The 17,885-nt window shown below is 68.0% G+C and carries 13 protein-coding genes; 8 read left to right on the plus strand and 5 right to left on the minus strand.

All coding sequences use genetic code 11. The features are described from left to right. Positions 1 to 246 precede the first annotated feature (246 nt). From IT779_RS03055 to IT779_RS03085, 7 genes are all read left to right on the plus strand, one after another. Entirely contained in the window at positions 247 to 2,091 is a 1,845-nt protein-coding gene (locus IT779_RS03055; RefSeq protein WP_196147543.1) for a peroxidase family protein, read from the plus strand. Continuing rightward, positions 2,088 to 3,209, plus strand: coding sequence for a catalase family protein (locus tag IT779_RS03060; protein ID WP_196147544.1), 1,122 nt, complete (start codon positions 2,088 to 2,090; stop codon positions 3,207 to 3,209). Before IT779_RS03055 ends, IT779_RS03060 begins: the two co-directional genes overlap by 4 nt. A 115-nt stretch (positions 3,210 to 3,324) precedes the next feature. After that, on the plus strand, positions 3,325 to 5,979 hold the full coding sequence (locus IT779_RS03065; protein ID WP_196147545.1) for a LuxR C-terminal-related transcriptional regulator: 2,655 nt from the start codon (positions 3,325 to 3,327) through the stop codon (positions 5,977 to 5,979). A 310-nt stretch (positions 5,980 to 6,289) separates the two neighbouring features. Continuing rightward, the gene (locus IT779_RS03070; protein WP_196147546.1) at positions 6,290 to 6,763 is read left to right on the plus strand and encodes a hypothetical protein; all 474 of its coding nucleotides are present in this window, start codon (positions 6,290 to 6,292) and stop codon (positions 6,761 to 6,763) included. Positions 6,764 to 6,984: 221 nt separating this feature from the next. Further along, positions 6,985 to 7,230 (plus strand): hypothetical protein, encoded by a 246-nt coding sequence (locus IT779_RS03075; protein WP_196147547.1) that lies wholly within the window; start codon positions 6,985 to 6,987, stop codon positions 7,228 to 7,230. A gap of 716 nt (positions 7,231 to 7,946) precedes the next feature. Further along, positions 7,947 to 9,074 (plus strand): TIGR03364 family FAD-dependent oxidoreductase, encoded by a 1,128-nt coding sequence (locus IT779_RS03080; protein ID WP_196147548.1) that lies wholly within the window; start codon positions 7,947 to 7,949, stop codon positions 9,072 to 9,074. 189 nt (positions 9,075 to 9,263) lie between these two features. Beyond that, positions 9,264 to 9,866, plus strand: coding sequence for a DUF4126 domain-containing protein (locus IT779_RS03085; protein WP_196147549.1), 603 nt, complete (start codon positions 9,264 to 9,266; stop codon positions 9,864 to 9,866). A gap of 258 nt (positions 9,867 to 10,124) precedes the next feature. Here the strand turns inward: IT779_RS03085 and IT779_RS03090 are convergent, their stop codons facing one another. The 4 genes from IT779_RS03090 to IT779_RS03105 form a co-directional block, all read right to left on the minus strand. Then, the gene (locus tag IT779_RS03090; protein WP_232541355.1) at positions 10,125 to 10,568 is read right to left on the minus strand and encodes a DUF4254 domain-containing protein; all 444 of its coding nucleotides are present in this window, start codon (positions 10,566 to 10,568) and stop codon (positions 10,125 to 10,127) included. Between the two features lie 396 nt (positions 10,569 to 10,964). Further along, a complete protein-coding gene (locus IT779_RS03095; protein WP_196147550.1) occupies positions 10,965 to 11,687 on the minus strand; it encodes an ABC transporter ATP-binding protein in 723 nt (240 codons plus the stop codon). Then, on the minus strand, positions 11,684 to 12,550 hold the full coding sequence (locus tag IT779_RS03100; protein ID WP_196147551.1) for an ABC transporter ATP-binding protein: 867 nt from the start codon (positions 12,548 to 12,550) through the stop codon (positions 11,684 to 11,686). The genes IT779_RS03095 and IT779_RS03100 overlap by 4 nt, the downstream gene beginning before the upstream one ends. Continuing rightward, entirely contained in the window at positions 12,547 to 14,580 is a 2,034-nt protein-coding gene (locus IT779_RS03105; protein WP_196147552.1) for an ABC transporter permease, read from the minus strand. The genes IT779_RS03100 and IT779_RS03105 overlap by 4 nt, the downstream gene beginning before the upstream one ends. A 316-nt stretch (positions 14,581 to 14,896) precedes the next feature. Here IT779_RS03105 and IT779_RS03110 point away from each other — a divergent pair, with 316 nt between their 5' ends. Further along, on the plus strand, positions 14,897 to 16,129 hold the full coding sequence (locus tag IT779_RS03110) for an ABC transporter substrate-binding protein (RefSeq protein WP_332838623.1): 1,233 nt from the start codon (positions 14,897 to 14,899) through the stop codon (positions 16,127 to 16,129). Positions 16,130 to 16,385: 256 nt separating this feature from the next. Here the strand turns inward: IT779_RS03110 and IT779_RS03115 are convergent, their stop codons facing one another. Continuing rightward, positions 16,386 to 17,648 (minus strand): amidohydrolase family protein, encoded by a 1,263-nt coding sequence (locus IT779_RS03115; protein WP_196147553.1) that lies wholly within the window; start codon positions 17,646 to 17,648, stop codon positions 16,386 to 16,388. Positions 17,649 to 17,885: the final 237 nt, after the last annotated feature.

The following is a 17,885-nucleotide window of genomic DNA, read 5'->3' on the forward strand; positions in this document are numbered from 1 at the left end:
CGGACGGCCGTCACGACGCCGCGGTCGCCGGGTTCGGCACGATGACGAGCGCGGCCCTGCGCGGGACGTATGCGGAGATCTCGGCGCGGCTACGACTACGCGTATCGCCGGGTCGGGTGCGCCGAGCGGCGATAAGGTAGTCCACTACTCATGACGGGTGATCTTCGGCCCGCAAGACTGAGCATCCACATCCGATCTCGGGCGAGCCACGCGCTCGCACCTGCCACGTGAGGTCCCTTCATGGTCATGGCACAGTCGACGACACCACCGCCCCATCCGCCTACCCGCCGCGAGTCACGGGCCACTCGCCTGTTGATCCGGCTCGCCGAGAAGCTGGACGAAAGCGTCGGCTGGTTCCGTCTGCCGACCCCGGTGGGGTTGGGCGTGCTCGTCGGGTTGCGCGCCCGGCTGCGGACCGACAATCTCTTCGATACCGGCGCGCATCCCGGCGGCCCGCTGCCTCCCGACCCGGCCGCGGAGGAAAGGTACCTGGCGACGCGCAGCATCGACGGCGCCTACAACAGCCTCGCCCGGCCGCGCACCGGATCGGTCGGTTGCCGGTTCGGCCGTAATTTCCCGCTGGAGAACACCTTTCCCGAGGCCGACGAGCGCCTGTACGACCCCGACCCGCGTCGGATCAGCGTGGAACTGCTTGCCCGCGAGCGGTTCCAGCCCGCGACCACCTTGAATCTGTTGGCGGGGGCGTGGATCCAGTTCGAGGTCCACGACTGGCTGCGCCACGAGGACGCCGACACCGCGCCGTTCCGTATCACCCTCGCCGAGGGTGACCAGTGGCCCGAGAAGGTCATGACCATCGCGCGCACGGCCTCGGTCCCGAGCTCGGACCCGACCGCGCCGCCGACCTACACCACCGAGGAGTCCCATTGGTGGGACGCCTCCCAGATCTACGGCAGCAGCGAGAAATTCGCGACCTCGCTGCGGACCGGGGTCAAGGGACAACTGCACATCGACGATCTCGGCCTGCCGCCCATCGACGTGCAGACCCTGCTCGAGCTCGACGAGTCGGCGGCGAACTTCTGGCTCGGACTCGCGCTGCTGCATTCGCTGTTCATGCGCGAGCACAACGCGATCTGCGAACGTCTCGCGCGTCGCTACCCGGACATGAACGACCAGCGGCTCTACGACACCGCGCGCCTGGTGAATTCGGCGCTGATCGCCAAGATCCACACCATCGACTGGACCCCGGCGATCATCGGGCACCCCACCACGGTCGCGGCCATGCGCGCCAACTGGTTCGGTCTGCTCGGCGAGAAGTTCGCCCGCCGGTTCGGCCGTGTCAGCGACAACGAAGTGCTGTGCGGCATACCGGGTTCGCAGGTGCAGGATCACGGCGTCCCGTATTCGCTGACCGAGGAGTTCGTGTCGGTGTACCGGATGCACCCGCTGATTCCGGACGATTTCACGGTGCGCGCGCTCGACGACGACCGGGTGCTCGCCGAACACGAGTTCCCGGCGCTGATGGTCGAGCATGTGCGCGACCGGCTCGCCGAGACCCCGATGGCCGATCTGTTCTACTCCTTCGGCCGCGCGCATCCCGGCGCGTTGACCCTGCACAACTATCCGAGACACCTCCAGGCGCTCAAGCGTCCCGGACACCCGCTGCTCGACCTGGCGACCGTGGACATCCTGCGGGTGCGCGAGCGAGGTGTGCCGCGCTACAACGAGTTCCGCCGTCAGCTGCGGCTGGCGCCGGTGCGCGGTTTCGACGAGTTGACCGACGACCCGCAATGGGCCCGCGAACTCGAACGCGTCTACGGCGACGTGGACAGTGTCGACCTCATGGTCGGGCTCTACGCCGAGCCGAAGCCGCCGGGATTCGGCTTCAGCGACACCGCTTTCCGGGTCTTCGTCCTGATGGCCTCACGCAGGCTGTCCGCGGATCGGTTCTTCACCACCGACTTCCGACCCGAGGTCTACACCGAGGCGGGCATGGCATGGGTCCGCGACAACTCCATGCGCAGCGTCCTGCTGCGTCACTTCCCCACCCTGGCGCCCGCCCTCGAGGGCGTCGCCAACCCCTTCGCGCCGTGGCGGAACATCGACCCCGGCCGGGAAAGGAATCGACCGTGACCAACGTGGCCGCGCCGCGCACGAAGAGCTACCTGCGCTACCGCGAGGATGTCGAGCATCCGCGCGCGGACGAGGAAAAGGACATCGACCGAATCATCGCGGTACTGCGCGACAACAACGAACGCGCCTATCGCAAGTACAAACACGGCGTCCGCGACGCGCACGCCAAGAGCCACGGCATCCTGCGCGGCGAGTTGACCGTGCGCGATGGCCTGCCCCCCGAACTCGCCCAAGGCATGTTCGCCACCCCCGCCACCTATCCGGTGATCGCCCGCCTGTCCAGCACATCGGGGGTGATCCGCAGCGACCAGCTGCGCGGGGTGCGCGGACTCGGCATCAAGGTGCTCGGCGTGAAAGGTCAACGGGTGCTGCCCGACGACACGGCGAGCACCCAGGACTTCATCATGGTGACCCACCGCGAATTCCTGTTCGCCGACGCGCACGCCTACCTCACCCAGGGCATGCCAACCGCATGGGTGCTCGCGCGGCTGCCCGACCCGGTGCTGCAGGGCGGCAGCGCGCTGCTGTCCGAACTCGATCACCGGGTGCTGCGCCCCCTCGGCATGGCCGTGCCACCCAATCTCGGGGTCTTCATCCGACCCAACACCCACATCCTCGGCGAGACGTTCTACTCCTCGGCGCCGCTGCGCTACGGCGACTACGTCGCCAAGCTGTCCTACGTGCCGGTCTCGCCGGAAGCGGCGGCGCTGCAAGGGATACCGGTGCGCGCGGACGCGGGCATCAACGCCCACCAGGACCTGATCGTCGACTTCTTCGCCAACCACGCCGCCGAATACGAGCTGCGCGTGCAACTGTGCACCGACGCGGAGAAGATGCCGATCGAAGACGCCACCGTGGCTTGGCCGGAACAGGATTCACCACACCGCACCGTCGCGACCATCCGCTTCGACGTCCAGGACCCTTACACACCGGAGCGGCGCGCCTACGGCGACGACGTGCTCTCGTTCAACTCCTGGCGCGGCATCGCGGCGCACCGGCCGCTCGGATCGATCAACCGACTCAAGAAACGGGTGTACGAAGCGTCCAGCAACTTCCGACACGATGTCAACAACGCACCGCGCATCGAACCGAGCGACCCCGCCGAGCTCCCCCGCTGACGCGGGCGGCGAGCGCTCATCCGGGACCGCCGCCACGGGCGGCGGTTCCGGTCGATCCGACATTACCCGCCCTACCCGTCGCGACCGTCTCGGACAAGATCTACACTTCCAGCTCATGGGTGACCGCCGCTGGCAACTGCTCGATCGCCCCGTCGAATCCACGGCGGTACATGGCGCGTTGACGCGTACCGGCGCAGGCGGTGTCGTACTCGTCGGCGCCGCGGGCGTCGGCAAGACGACCCTCGCTCGCTTCGTCACCGAGAGACTCACCGTCCCGGTGCGGTGGGCGGCCTGTACCGAATCGTCTCAGGCGATCCCGTTGGGGGCGTTCGCGCCGTGGGTCGCGCCATCGGCCTCGCGCGACCCGATCGCGTTGCTGTCCTCGGCGCGGGAAAACCTTGTCGCACAACCGGACACCGTGATCGGCGTGGACGACGCGCATCTGCTCGACAAGCTCTCGGCGACGATGCTGCACCAGATCGCGGTGGACAGGGGCGCGCGCATCGTCGCCACGGTCCGCAACGGTGAAGCCGTCCCGGACGCGGTCACGTCGCTGTGGAAGGACGGCTACCTCGAGCGGATCGAGCTGCAACCGCTGTCCAAGACGCAGTGCGTGACGCTGGTGGAGACGGTACTCGGCGGCACGCTCGAAGGGCTCAGCGCCGATGTCATGTGGGAATCCACCGGCGGCAATCCGCTGTACCTGCGCAATATGGTCGAAGGCGCGGTCGAGGCGGGCGCGCTCACCGAGATCAACGGCGTGTGGCAGCTGCGCGGCCCGACCGCGGTGCCATCGGGCCTGGTCGCGTTGCTGGACGAGCGCCTCGCGCGCGCGGGCGAGCAGGTGCTCGACGCGCTGAAAATGCTTGCCCTGTACGAACCTCTGGAGATCGGCGTGCTCACCGAACTCGTCGGCGAGGACGCCGTCGACGCCGCCGAGATCGCCGGACTCATCACCATCGACAAGGACGATTCCCCGTTCCGCGCCCGGTTCAGCCATCCGCTGCTCGGCGAGGTGGTGCGCCAGCGGATCGGCACCGTGAACGCGAGCAGCAGGCGCTCCCGCATCGTGGCGGCGCTGCGCGATCAGGACCTGAGCACCGCCGCCAACCGCATCAGGATGGCGCGGCTGTGCGTGGACAGCGATCAGCCCATCGACAACGACCTGCTCATCACCGCGTCCAAAGACGCTGTCGCACTGTCGAATCTGCCGCTCGGTGAGCGGTTGGCGCGCGCCGCGATGGCACGCGGCGGCGGGCTGCCCGCCGCCGAGTTGCTTTCGCGCGCGCTGCTGTGGCAAGGCCGCCCGCAGGAGGCCGAGGAGATCCTGGCCGCGTTCGATCCCGACCAACTCGACCAACTCCAGCTCGTGCAGTGGGGTGTGCCGCGCGCCGGGTTGTTGTTCTGGTCGCTCGGCGAGGTCGAGCGCGGGCACGAACTGCTCGCCCTGGTCGACAGCCGTGTCGAGCTGCCGGTGCTGCGGCTGATCGTTGATGCCGCGCGCGCGGCGATGGCGGTGCACGAGGCACGGGTCACCGAGGGCATCGAAGCCGCCGAACGGGTGCTCGAAGATCCCCAGTCTCCCAGGCAGGCCATCGATTTCGCGGCCTTCGCGGCCGGACTCGCGATGCCGGTGGCCGGGCGCGGCGCCGACTTCGGCCCAATCGCCGAGCGCAGCAGGCAGCAGCAGAAGACCACCGACGGCATGATCCGGGTCATGGTCCGCTACGGCGACGTGCTGGCCGCGACCATGATCGGCGATATCGAACTCGCCCAGCAGCACGCCGCCGAATACAGCGAATTCTCCTCGGCCGGACAGTTTCTCGGCTGGGCCATCGCCCGCATCGCGGTCGGCGTCGTCGCCACATACCGTGGCCGGTTCCGCGAGGCGATCACCGCCTTCGAGCAGGCACTCGCCGCCCTGAACGCCGAGACCTCGCTGCCGTGGCAGTTGCCCGCGCGACTGCTGCTGGTCCGCGCCTACGCCACCCTCGGCGACGTCGAAGAGGCCGAACGCGTGCTCAACGAGGCCGATGAACACCTCGGCGCGCACCTGGCCCTGCACGAACCACAGCGCATGATCGCGCGCGCCTGGCTCGCGGCGGCCCAGCAGGCCAAGCATCCCGCGATCACCATGGCGCGCAAGGCCGCCGACGCCGCGCGCAGCACCGGACAGTACGCGCTGGAGGCCGAGGCGCTGCACTTCGCCACCCGCTTCGGCGACCGCACCGCCGGTTCCCGGCTGTCGAGCCTCAGCGGTCGCATCCAGGGACCGGTCGCACAGATCTACGCGCGCCACGCCGCCGCGTTCGCCAACTCCGACGCGGACGCGCTCGCGCTGGTCAGCGTCCAGTTCGAGGACGCGGGCCTGTTGCTCGCGGCCGCCGACGCCGCCGCCCAGGCGGTGCCGCTGCACGAACGCGCGGGCCAGCGCAAACCGGCCGCGCTGGCCGCCACCCGCGCCCGCGGCCTGGCCAAGAGCTGCGACGGCGCGACCACCCTCGCGATCGTGGCCGCCTCCAAACCGCTGCCGATCACCGCACGCGAACGCGAGATCACCGCGCACATCGCACGCGGACGATCCAACCGCGAGATCGCCGAACACCTCAACGTCTCGATACGCACCGTGGAAGGCCACATCTACCGGGCCTGCCAGAAACTCGACGTCGCCGACCGTGAAGAGTTGGCCCGGCTGATCTGGGGAGAAGGAACGCCTGCGGACGAGACCGATAACGAGGACGGGGCCGAGAACGGAGCGGAGAACGAGTAGTGCCGCACGCGTGCGCGCCGGTTGCGGTGCACCGCACGGTGTTTGCGGCGCACGACACAGCGGTCGCGACACACCGCATGCCGGTCGGGTGTACGGCACGGCGGTCGCGACGCACGACACGGCGGTCGGGTGTACGGCACGGCGGTCGCGACGCACGACACGGCGGTCGGGTGTACGGCACGGTGTTTGCGGTGCACGGCACGGCGGTCGCGACGCACCGCACGGCGGTGGGGTGTACGGCACGGTGGTTGTGCGGCAAGGTGATCGGGGTCGAGTGGCGGCCTCGGCGTCCGAGTGGGAGGTTCGGCGAGTGGATCCGGTGACAGTGGTGGCGACGGCGCTGGCCGCGGGTGCGGCGGCGGGGTTGACCGATACCGCGAAAGAGGCGGTGGTGGACGGGTATCGGGCCGTCAAGGGTCTGGTCATCGACCGGTACGGGAGTGTCGAGGCCGAACTCGTCGGCGTGGAGAACGATCCGGAGGAACCGCTGCGTCGGCAGTTGTTGGCACGCCAACTCGACAAAGCAGGCGCGGGGCGTGACGCCGGACTGCGCGCGGCCGCCGAGGAGTTGCTGCGGCTGGTCTCCGAGGCGGAACCGGAGGCCGTGCGTGCGGTCGGGGTACGGTTGAGCAGGGTCGACGCGGGCGGGGACATCGAGATCAGCGATGTGACCGCGGCGGGCGGGAGCGGTGTCGTCGGCACCGACATCACCGCGGCCGGTTCGGTCAGGATCAGCGGTATCCGCGCGGGCGGGCAGGCCATGCAGGGCGATTCGGACCGCTAGCGCGAGCCAAGGGGGGTGGCGTGATCTACGACACTGTGACGCGCGCCGCATCGCAGGCCCTCGTGACGCCGCCTACCGGCTGTGACCGGCCACAACGAATCACCGGTTTACTTCGCGATGTTCCGAATTGTCCCGGCGGCAAGGCTTTTGTCGCCCATCGGGTTCGGTCATCCTGTCACTATCGATAGCACGACATCGACGTCGACGACAGGAGCACCGCGATGGACATCGACCGCCCGAGGCCCGGCCACGACTTGCTCGACCGGCCCGTCCACGATCTCGTCGCACTGCTCGAACCGCTCGACTGCCACGATCCGCGCTGGGCGCGCGACTGCACCGCCAACGCGCACCTGGCCATGCAGCGCCACCGGGAATGCCTCGTCGGCGAATGCGCCACCAAGACAGCGGCCTTCGTCCACCTACGCGACGAGGGCCGCCTCACCCCCGACGCGGGCCGCACCCGCTGACCGCGCGGCCGCGGCGGGGTCACCACCGCGGCCTGCCGGGCCACCCTGCGCGACGGATCACCACAGCGGACCGCATGGCCACCCGGCACGACAGGTCACCACAGCGGACCGCATGGCCACTCGGCACGACGGATCACCACAGCGGACCGCATGGCCACCCGGCACGACAGGTCACCACAGCGGACCGCATGGCCACTCGGCACGACGGATCACCACAGCGGACCGCATGGCCACTCGGCACGACAGGTCACCACAGCGGACCGCATGGCCACTCGGCACGACGGATCACCACAGCGGACCGCATGGCCACTCGGCACGACGGATCACCACAGCGGACCGCATGGCCACTCGGCACGACGGATCACCGTCACCGACCTCCCAGCCACCCGGCGCGACAGGTCGCCACAGCTGACCGCCCGGTCACCGGCACGACGGGTCACCACCGCAGCCGACCGCACGGCGCGACAGATCGCCATCGCCACCGGCAAACCTGCCACGACTGGCCACCACCACCGCAGACCACGCCACCACCACGACCGGCCTCCCCGCCACTCGATACGACCGGCCACCACCGCCGCCGGCCATTCGGCAACCCCGACGCGACGGGTCACGACGGCTGACCACTCGGCGATCCGACACGACGGAGCACCTCGCGGACAACCGAGAGTTCGTGCGGTGCACACCTGACGGTTCCGACCGTTTGCCACCATGTGCGCATGCGATTGGTCATCATCGGCGGTGGGATACTCGGCACCGCGCATGCCTTCGCGGCCGTCACCCGCGGCCACGAGGTGGTGCAACTGGAGCGCGAGTCGCAAGCGCGCGGCGCGAGTGCGCGCGATCTCGGGCTGATTCGGGTGTCCGGGTGCACCGACGCCGAACTGGACCGCACGCTGCGGTCCCGCCTGCTGTGGGAGGAGATCGGCGGGCGGGTGCCGACGGTCGGCTTCCGGCCCTGCGGTTCGATCACCCTGGTGCGCACCGAGGCCGAACTGGCGGTCGCCGAGGCCGCCGCCGCCCGCGCGGACGCCGAGGCGTACGGATTCGAGCTGCTCGACCCCGAGCGGGTGCGCACCGTCCATCCGGCGCTGGGCGGGAAGTTCACCGCCGGACTGCACTGCGCCGCCGACGCCGCGGTGGAATCGCGCCAGGCGCTGCCCGCCCTTCGCGCCTACCTGACCGCCACCGGCCGCTACACCTTCCACGCGGCCACCGAGGCCAGGAACGTCGCCGACACCGGCTCCGGCGCCACCGTGCGCGACGATCACGGGCGAGTGTTCGCCGCGGACCTGGTCCTGCACTGCCCGGGCGCCGCGCACAACGGACTCACCCGTGAACTCGCGGGCGAACTCCCAGTGCGCAGGGTCCGGCTCCAGCTGATGCAGACCGCCCCGCTCGGCGAACCGCTCACCACCGCCGTGGCCGACGGCGACACCTTCCGCCACTCCCCCGGATTCGCGGGCCCCGAGGCGGACCGGCTCGCGGCCGAACAGTCACAGGCCGCGATCGCCGCCGAGCACGCCATGCAGTTGCTGTGCGTGCAGCGGGTGCACGGCGGGCTGACCGTCGGCGGCACGCACGAGTACCTCGAACCGTTCGACTTCGCCGTGGACGACGCGCCCTACGAGCACCTGACCGAGGTCGCCGAGGAGCTGCTCGGACGCCGCCTACCCGCGGTGGTGAAGCGCTGGGCCGGGGTCTACAGCGGCAGTGTGGATCCCGCCGCCGTGGTCACCAGAGCCCGTGCCGCCGATCATGTCTGGGTGATCACCGGCGCGGGTGAACGCGGCCTGACGCTCGGCCCCGTCATCGGCGCGGAAACCGCCGATCTCCTCGGCCTTTGAACCGGAGGAACCGAGGGGCAGGCAAGCCCTTCAGAGCCCGGGCGAGGTGACGCCGATCTCCCTCGAGGATCTGCGGCACGGCGCTGAGCTGCCCGTTCCCGATATCGACTGGTCGCAACGGTAATTCGTGCGCACCACGTCGCCGGATCGTGACCGGCCCTACCGCGGCGACGTCATTAGGATCGAGCCGTGTCCCTGCTCCCCATGATCTTCACCGCGGGCTGGGCCAGCGGGATCAACGCTTACGCGGTGGTGCTGCTTCTCGGACTCGCGGGCGTCACCGGCCTGTCCGACGACGTGCCCGCCGGATTGCAGCGCACCGATGTGCTGATCGCCGCGGCCGTGCTGTTCCTCGTCGAAGCCGTCGCCGACAAGGTTCCGTATCTGGATTCGTTCTGGGACGCGCTGCACACCGTGGTTCGCCCCGCCTCGGCGGCGGTGGTCGCGGCGCTCATCGCCGGTTCCGACGGTTCGCTGCCCGAGTTGGCGGCCGCGGCCGTCGGCGGCGCCACCGCGCTGGTGAGTCATCTGGTGAAGGCCGGGTTGCGTGCGGCGATCAACACCTCGCCGGAACCCGCGAGCAATATCGTGGCCAGCACGGCGGAGGATCTGAGTGTCGCGGGCGTGATCACGCTGGCCGTCTTCCATCCGGTGGCCGCATCGATCGTCGCCGCGATCCTGCTGTTCTTCGGGGTGCTGCTGGTCTGGTTGCTCGCCGGGCGAATCCGGCGGTTCCGCCGTCGTCTCAGGGAGCGCCGCGAACGCCGGGCGACAGCCGCCGTTCCGGGCTGACTCTTTTCGAACTACGCACCGCGAATCGGAAATATCGAATTCATCGAATTGTTCGTTCCGGAAAGGAAACGCGGGCGTGCCGCGCCAGTCGACCACGCGGCACGCCGGGCGAGGCGCGCCATTGCGCCCGCCGTCCACGGGTGCCCGGCGAATTCGGCCTCCGGGGTGATTTCGTACGACCACGAAATCACACCCGTGCGTCACATTTCGGTGACGATCTTGTCGGGCAGTGCCGACCCGGCCGTTCCGCCTCGCCCGCTATTGTTCCGGCAGTCGACGGCGGCCTCCGGCCACATCGGTCACCAGATCAGTGTAACCGTCGACCAGTTCCGCCAAGTGATACCAGTGTTTATGGGTGTTGTCGCTGCGCGGCCCGTCGACATCGATCGCCTGATTGGCATCCACCCAGCTCCTGGCCATTCGGTCCACCACAGCGCCGAGGCTCTCGGTGTGCAGCGCGGCCCCGAATCGATCCTGCGGGATCTCCTGCGCGATCCATTCGTTGATATCGTCGATCAGCTCCCCGCGCCTGCAATCCATTTCGGCGAGCAGGAACGCGTCGCGCACTTCGAGGCGACGTGCGTGCAGTTCCGACAGCGCATGCGCGGACCGCAACAGTTCACGATCTTGAAAACGCCGTCCTTGGAATGCACACAATATCTGCGGAGCGGTGGGCAAGACCCCCACGGTAGGCGCGCTCATCGGCACACCCTGAATTCGCCCGCCACCAACGCTCTGTATACCAACATGATTGGCTCTCGATTCGGTTATATCCCGGTCATCGGATCGGTAGTTACTCAACTAGGCTAGCTGGATTTTGCACGCACAGATGCAAGAACGCAAGATTGCGTCCTACTAGCTGCGACTCATCCACGCTATTGGCAGGCTGCCGAACACAATCCACGGTCCGCGGAGGTAGCCAACAGCGAGACACCCTGTCCCGAAGCATTTTTCATATGCAGGTCAGACGATCGACAACCGTCACAGACAGCGCTTCCGCAACCCTTCAGCGACCCGAAAACCCCACGGTCACAGTTCTGCAACAGCAACCCTCCTCGACGGTCGGGAGCGGGATTCACCCCACCGCGCTGCCGGAGCTCAGGTCGCGGTCGCGGATCCGAGGTAGTGGTGCAAGAGTTCCGCGCCCGCCTGGTCGGCGGGGCCCGACCAGGCGGCGGCGCCGCGTTGCAGGATGAGGCATCGGTCGGCGAAGGCTATCGCCCGACCGGCGAACTGCTCGATCATGATGACGGTGACGCCGGATCGGCGGGCCGCCGCCAGACCTTCGAAGACGGTGTCGACGAGTTTTGGTGCGAGCCCGAGTGACATCTCGTCCGCGATCACCACTTTCGGATTCACCATCAGCGCCCTTGCCAGGGACAGCATCTGCTGTTCGCCGCCCGACAGGGTGCCCGCGAGTTGGTTGTGACGCTTCTCGAGGACCGGGAAGAAGGTGTACGCGCGGTCGATCGCCGCGGCGCGCTCCTGTTTGTCGACGGTGAGCGCCAGCTTCAGGTTCTCCCGCACGGTCAGGCGGGGGAACACGCCTCGCCCTTCCGGCAGGTGGATCATTCCGGCTCGTCGGATGCGGGTGGCCGAGCGGCCGGTGAGGTCGGCGCCGTCGAGTTCGACCGACCCCGAGGTGATCGGAATCAGGCCGGACAGCGAGCGCGCGAGGGTGCTCTTGCCCGCGCCGTTCGGGCCGAGGACCGCGAGCGCGGAGTTGGGCGGCAGGTCGAACGACAGCCCGAAAAGGGCTTGTGCCGAGCCGTATCGCACGGTCAGGTCGCGGACCCGCAGCAATGTGGCGTGTGTGCTCATTCGAATGCCTCCTGCTCCGACGCCGACTCCGCTCGTGACAGCGCGTCGGAATCCACGATCTCCTCGCCCAGATACGCCGCGCGGACCGCGGGGTCGCAGCGGATCTCGGCGGGGGTTCCCTCGGCGATCTTCACGCCGAAGTCGAGTACGTGCACCGCGTCGCAGATCCGCAGCACGAGGTCGACATCGTGCTCCACGAACAGCAACGACACGCCCTTGTCGGCGACCACGCGCTGCAGCACCGCCGCGAGTTCTTCGGTTTCGCGGATGTCCAGACCCGACGACGGCTCGTCGAGCAGCACGATGTCAGGCTCGACCGCGAGCGCGCGCGCGACCTCGACCAGCCTGCTCGAGCCGAGGGAGAGATCCCCGACCTGCCGGTGTTGGATGGCGCCGAGAGCGAGCGCGTCCACCAACGCGTCGACCCGTTCGACCTCGGCGGACGCCGGACGGCCGAAGCCGCGGCCGGTGACCAGATCACTCCAGATCCGCCGCCTCGAATGTCGTATGCGGTCGGCGAGCACGATGTGTTCGCGCACCGAGAGCGACAGGAACAGTTCGGGGTGCTGGAAGGTTCTGGCCATCCCGATCGCCGCCCGCGCCTGGGCGGACTTCTTCGTCACGTCGACGCCGTTCATGAGCACGGCGCCCGCGTTCGGGGTGAGCAGACCGGACAGCACGCCGAAAAGTGTGCTCTTACCCGCACCGTTCGGACCGACCAGGCCGACGATCGAACGCGGCGGCACACGCAGCGACACACCGCTGAGTGCGACCAGGCCGCCGAAACGCACGGTGATGTCGCGTGCTTCGATGCGCGGGGCGGTGTGCACCCGGTCGGTGACTTGCGCGTCGACTGTGGTCATGGGTGTCCTCCGAGGTCGAGTGCGACCGGCCTGGCGTCGGTGCGATCCTGCGGCACCGCCGCAGTGCGATCCGGCGGCACCGCCGCAGTGCGATCCGGCGGCACCGCCGCGATGGGATTCGGTGCGGCGCGACCGCGCAGCCGCGATATGCCGCGGCCGATGTCGTTGCCGATCTGCGCGATCGCGCCCTCCGGATTCCGGGCCACCGCGATCGCGCCGAGCCCGAACAGGATGGTCGGGACCTGTGCCAGGTCGGCGGGCAGGTAGCTCGCGAACACCCCCGGCATCAGGTAGAACAGCAGGCCCGCCGCCAGCGCGGCGACGATCGAGCGGGAGCCGATGCTGACCAGCACGGCCAGCCAGACCAGGCCTAGGAACGGGTTGTAGGTGTCGGGCAGGGTGGACTGGGAGTTCAGCGCGAGGAATCCGCCGCCGACCGCGGCCACGAATGTCGCGATCGCGCTCAATGTGACCTTGGTCTGCACCACGCTGAGTCCAATTGTGCGCGCGCCGTTCTCGCTCCATCGCACGGCTCCGACCGCAAGTCCGGCCGTCGAGCGGCGCAGATTGGCGACCAGCAGCCCGAAGATCAGGAAGGCCGCCAGCGTCAGATACGCGAAAGGCACGGTGTCGACCGCGAATTCGGGTCGCTCCACCGCGACGCCGATGCCGTAGTTGTAGATGTCGTCGCGGGTGAACAGCAGTGTCGTGACCAGCAGTCCGAAACTGAGCGTCACCAGCGCGACGTACAGGTCGCCGAGGCGGATGGTGAGCACCCCGATCAGGATGCCGACCGGGACGACGGCCGCCGCGCCGAGCACGACCGCGAGCAGCGGGGATATGCCGTGGTTCGTGGCGAGTTCGGCGGTGAGGACCGCCCCCATGCCCGCGAAGGTGATCTGGGACAGCCACACCATCCCGCCTTCGCCGACCACGAGTGTGTAGGACAGCAGCGCGATCCCGCAGCAGATACCCGCGGTCACCAGTCCAGTCCAATAGTCGGTCATGATCGCGGGTAGGACGGCGACGACGACGAGTGTGACCGCGCCCGCGATGGTGCCAGGCCGTCGCCAGATCGCGCCGGTGCTCGCGTTCGACAGCTCCTTGCTCGGTGTGCTGATCGCCCGGTCGAGTCCGCCGCCCGCGACGAGGTCGCCCGCCTGCCCGCGCACCGCGTGATAGAGCAGGAAGATCAGCATCACCGCGAACGGCACGCACGGCACGACTTTCGCGGCGAAGTCACTGGCGGGGTCGATGAATTTCTGGATGACGCCGGTGGCCACTCCCATGACGAGGGCGGCGCCGACGGCCACCGGCAGACTGCGCAGTCGCGCGGCGACAACGGGGGCGAAGGCGGTGGCCATGAGTCCGGTCATCGCCTCGGCGGACAGTCCGGCGGTCGGCGCGATCAGGATGCCTGCCAGGCCGGCAAGCACGCCGCTGACCGCCCACACCCCGACCGACACCCGTCCGGGGCTGATGCCGCTGAGCGCGGTCATGGCCTCGGAATCGACCAGCGCCCGCACTTTCAAGCCGGTGTCGGTGAATCGCAGCACCCCGACGCCGACGACGAGCACCGCGACCAGACCGAGGTAGATGACGAGTTGGTCGCCGTTGATCACGGTGCCGAAGACGTGGAACACCGACAGCGGACGCGGCGCGAGGCCCGGCGCGGTGACGCTGACGAGTTGGCCGAAGATCAGGTTGATCAGCGGCGGCAACGCGACCGAGAGGCCGATCGTGGCGACCAGCTTGATCAGTGTGGACCGCAGCCTCAGATGCCGGAACAGCAGCGCGTACAGCGTGACCCCGAGCGCGGGCGCGAAGACCCCGAGGGAAGCCAGGGCGGCGGGCAGTATCGGCCAGCCCTGTTCGGTGTTCAGGAAGTAGTAGCACCGCGCGACCGAGAACGCCATCGCCGCGAACGCCAGGTTGAAGATTCCGGACGCGACGAACGTGATGACCAGCGAGCTGGCCGCGATCGCGTAGATGGCGCCGAGCGCCAACCCGGCCAAGACGTACGAGAGCACCGAACCTCCAACCTCCGAGGGATATCTCGGACCCGCTCGCAACTGCCTTCGGATAGCAGGCCGGCACCACAGCGGCCGACCGAACGATGCACCCGAGCGGGAAGTAAATATGACATCGACGTCGATTATGCGAACCGGACCACCGCTCTTGTCAAGTGTCTAGAGCCTCTTAACGGCATACATAGGCAGAAAACGACCACAAAGTAGGTTTTTCCGAGAGAACTTTTTTGATACTGATGACAATTTCGAATTTTTGAGGCAGTCTGTCACCCGGTAAGCCCCATGTGGCACGCGCCACACAGAGAGAAGTAGGTAGGTGAGGGGATTGCGTAAGAAGGCGATCCGGATGGCGGGTGTGCTCTGCGTCGCCGCGTTGGCGGCCGTCGCATGCGGTAACGACGGCGACTCCGGCGGCGGGGCGGGCCCCGGCGACACGGTCAAGATCGGGCTGCTGACCACCCGCAGCGGTTCGGCGAGCGCGGGATTCGTCGGCGCCGAGCCCGGACTCGATGCCCGCTTGAAGGCATATCAGGCCGAGGGCGGGAAGTGCTCGGACCGCAAGTTCGAGATCGTGGTCGCCGACGACCAGTCCTCCCCGCAGGGCGCGCTGGCGGGCGCGCAGAAGCTGATCCAGCAGGACAAGGTCTTCGCGGTCGCCGAAGTCACTCCGTACTTCTTCGGAGCGGCGAAGTACGTGACGACCTCGGGCAAGGACACCCCGACCGTCGGCGGGGCGTTCGACTCCGCGCCGCAGTGGCTCGAACCCGGCAACAACCTGTTCGGTTCGGTGCCCAACATCCCGGACTTCAGCAAGACCTACACCACCTACGGGGAATTCTGGCGTGGGCTCGGCATCACGAAGATCGCGTCGGTCGCCTACGACAACCAGGCGTCGAGCTCGGCCATGGAGCAGGTGCTGCGATCCAGCGACAAGGTCGGCATCTCCCGCGCCTACATCAACGACACCCTGCCGCTCGGCTCGACCGATGTCGGCGCGATCGTGCTCGGGATCAAGAACTCCGGCGCCGACGCCCTGTATCTGCCCATCAACCCGGACACCTCGCTGGCCATCGTCGGCGGGCTGCGGCAGGCCGGGGTCAACCTGAAGAGCATCGTCTCGGCGACCGGTTACGGCGCCGATCTGCTCGCCTCCGATCCCGCCGTGCAAGCCGCTCAGGGGATGACCTTCGTCAGCCTCGCGCAGCCGACCGAACTGAACACCCCGGCCACCCAGAAGTTCGCGAACGCGCTGAAGCAGTACGCGGGCTCTCCTTCGGGTCTCCCGAGTTTCTCGCAGTCCTATGGCTGGTGGGCCGGTGACCTGTTGATCCACGGACTCGAGGTCGCTGGCTGCGACGCGTCGCAGTCGGAGTTCATGGCGGCGCTGCGCGCGGACAAGACCTGGGACGCGGGCGGCCAGTACGCGAACAAGGTCAGCTTCACCGAGCTGACGGTGCAGACCGAATGCCTGTACATGACCGATCTCTCGGGCAAGACATTCGTTCCGCTGCCGCAGGCTTCACCGATCTGCGGTAGCCAGATCAAGTAGCTCGATCGACGAATCCCACTGTCACAGTGACGATTGCCGTGGCAGGGGGATTTCGCGCGTGTAGACACCACGCGGCCCGCCCTCGTGGAGTTCGTCCGGGGACCGGGGCGAAGTCCCGGTCCGATCGGATGCGCCATCCCGAATACCCTGCGGCCGACACGGAATCTCGACCGTCTCGAAACGCCGACGCGCGCCCCACCCGGAAATCAGGTGGGGCGCGCGTCGTTTCAGCGGGCGACGGGAGGATCCCCGTGCATCATCCGCGGGCGGCGCCGCTCGTCGCGGGCAGCGCACCGAGTTCGGGATCGAGACCGAACAGCTTGGACAGGGTGCCGCCCATGATCTTCTTGCGGTCAGCGAGATCGAGGTCCTCGAGTTCGTCGACCCAGGTCACCGGGTCGAACAGGCCCTCGGGGTGCGGGTAGTCCGATCCGAAGACGACATTGTCGGCGCCGACGATGTCCACGAGGCCGATCGGATCCTCCTCGTGGAACGGGTGGATGTAGACCGAGCGCTTGAACGCCACCATCGGATCCTCGTCGAAGGCCTGCGGCACGCGGTCGTAGACCTTCTGGAAGGTCTCGACCAGCGGGCGCACCCACGAGCTGCCGTTCTCCACCGGCATGAAGCGCAGTTTCGGGAATCGAGTGGCGAGGCCGTGGCCGATGATGGAGGCGACGACGTCCTTGATGGTGCGCGATTCCGCGTGCAGCAGCTCGTGGAAGCCCGAGTTGTGGTGCGCGAAGGGCAGGTATTCGCCCTTGTTGCCTTCCCACTCGTTGAGGTAGCGCTGGAAGCCGTCGTCGGAGGCGTGCATGCCGACGAGCACGCCCGCTTCTTCCACCCGCTGCCAGAACCTGTCGTATTCGGGGAGCGCGAACGACCGGCGCCCACCCTTGAGATCGGGCACCGGAGCGGGACGGATGAGGATCACCCGCGCGCCGCGCTCCACGACGCGATCGAGTTCGCGGATCGCCTCGTCCACGATCGGCAGCGTGATCACCGGGGTCGGGAAGATCCGATCCTCGACGTTGAACGACCAGTGCTCGTACATCCACTCGTTGAGCGCGTGCACCACGACGTGGGTCGCCTCCGGATCGTCGGCGAGGCGTTCCTCGAGCAGGCTGGCCAGCGTCGGCCACATGACGGCGCGGTCGATGCTCAGTTCGTTCATCAACTCCAGCCGGTCGGCGGGGTTGAAGAAGGCGGGCAGCGCGTCGATGTAGCGGGGCGGGTCGGTGAGGACCTTGTCGCCCTCCTTGGGCGCCTTGGTGCGCGAGGACGGGTTCTTGAGTTTGAACTCGACCTCCTGCGCTCCGGGCGGAGCGACCTTGTTGAAGGTGGGGTTGGGGATGTACTCGCTGATCGTGTTGCGCAACGCGATCTTCGTGCGTCCCGCGACCTGGACGTACTTCACCAGTCCGGCATGACTGTCCGGAAGGTACTTGGTGAATGCGTCGGTCGTCTCGTACATGTGGTTGTCGGCGTCGAAGACCGGGAAGTCCAACTTCCTGGACATGAACGTACCTCCGGAGGATTCGGTGGGGATGGTGGTTCGAATCTCACGATAGGGACATAATTAAACGTTGTCTAGTTTCCTGAGCGACGAATCCGAAGAGGTTGTGGCACTGCGTAATCGAGAGCTCGGATGGCCGGAGGGCGCACGGCGACGCGCCCCGGCCGGCCCCGACAAGGCATCACGATCTAGCATGTGCGCAGAATTATGAACAGTAGTTCAGTCGCCGCGCTTCAGGTT

Origin of the sequence: Nocardia bovistercoris (assembly GCF_015674855.1) — a bacterium.
GTDB lineage: Bacteria > Actinomycetota > Actinomycetes > Mycobacteriales > Mycobacteriaceae > Nocardia > Nocardia bovistercoris.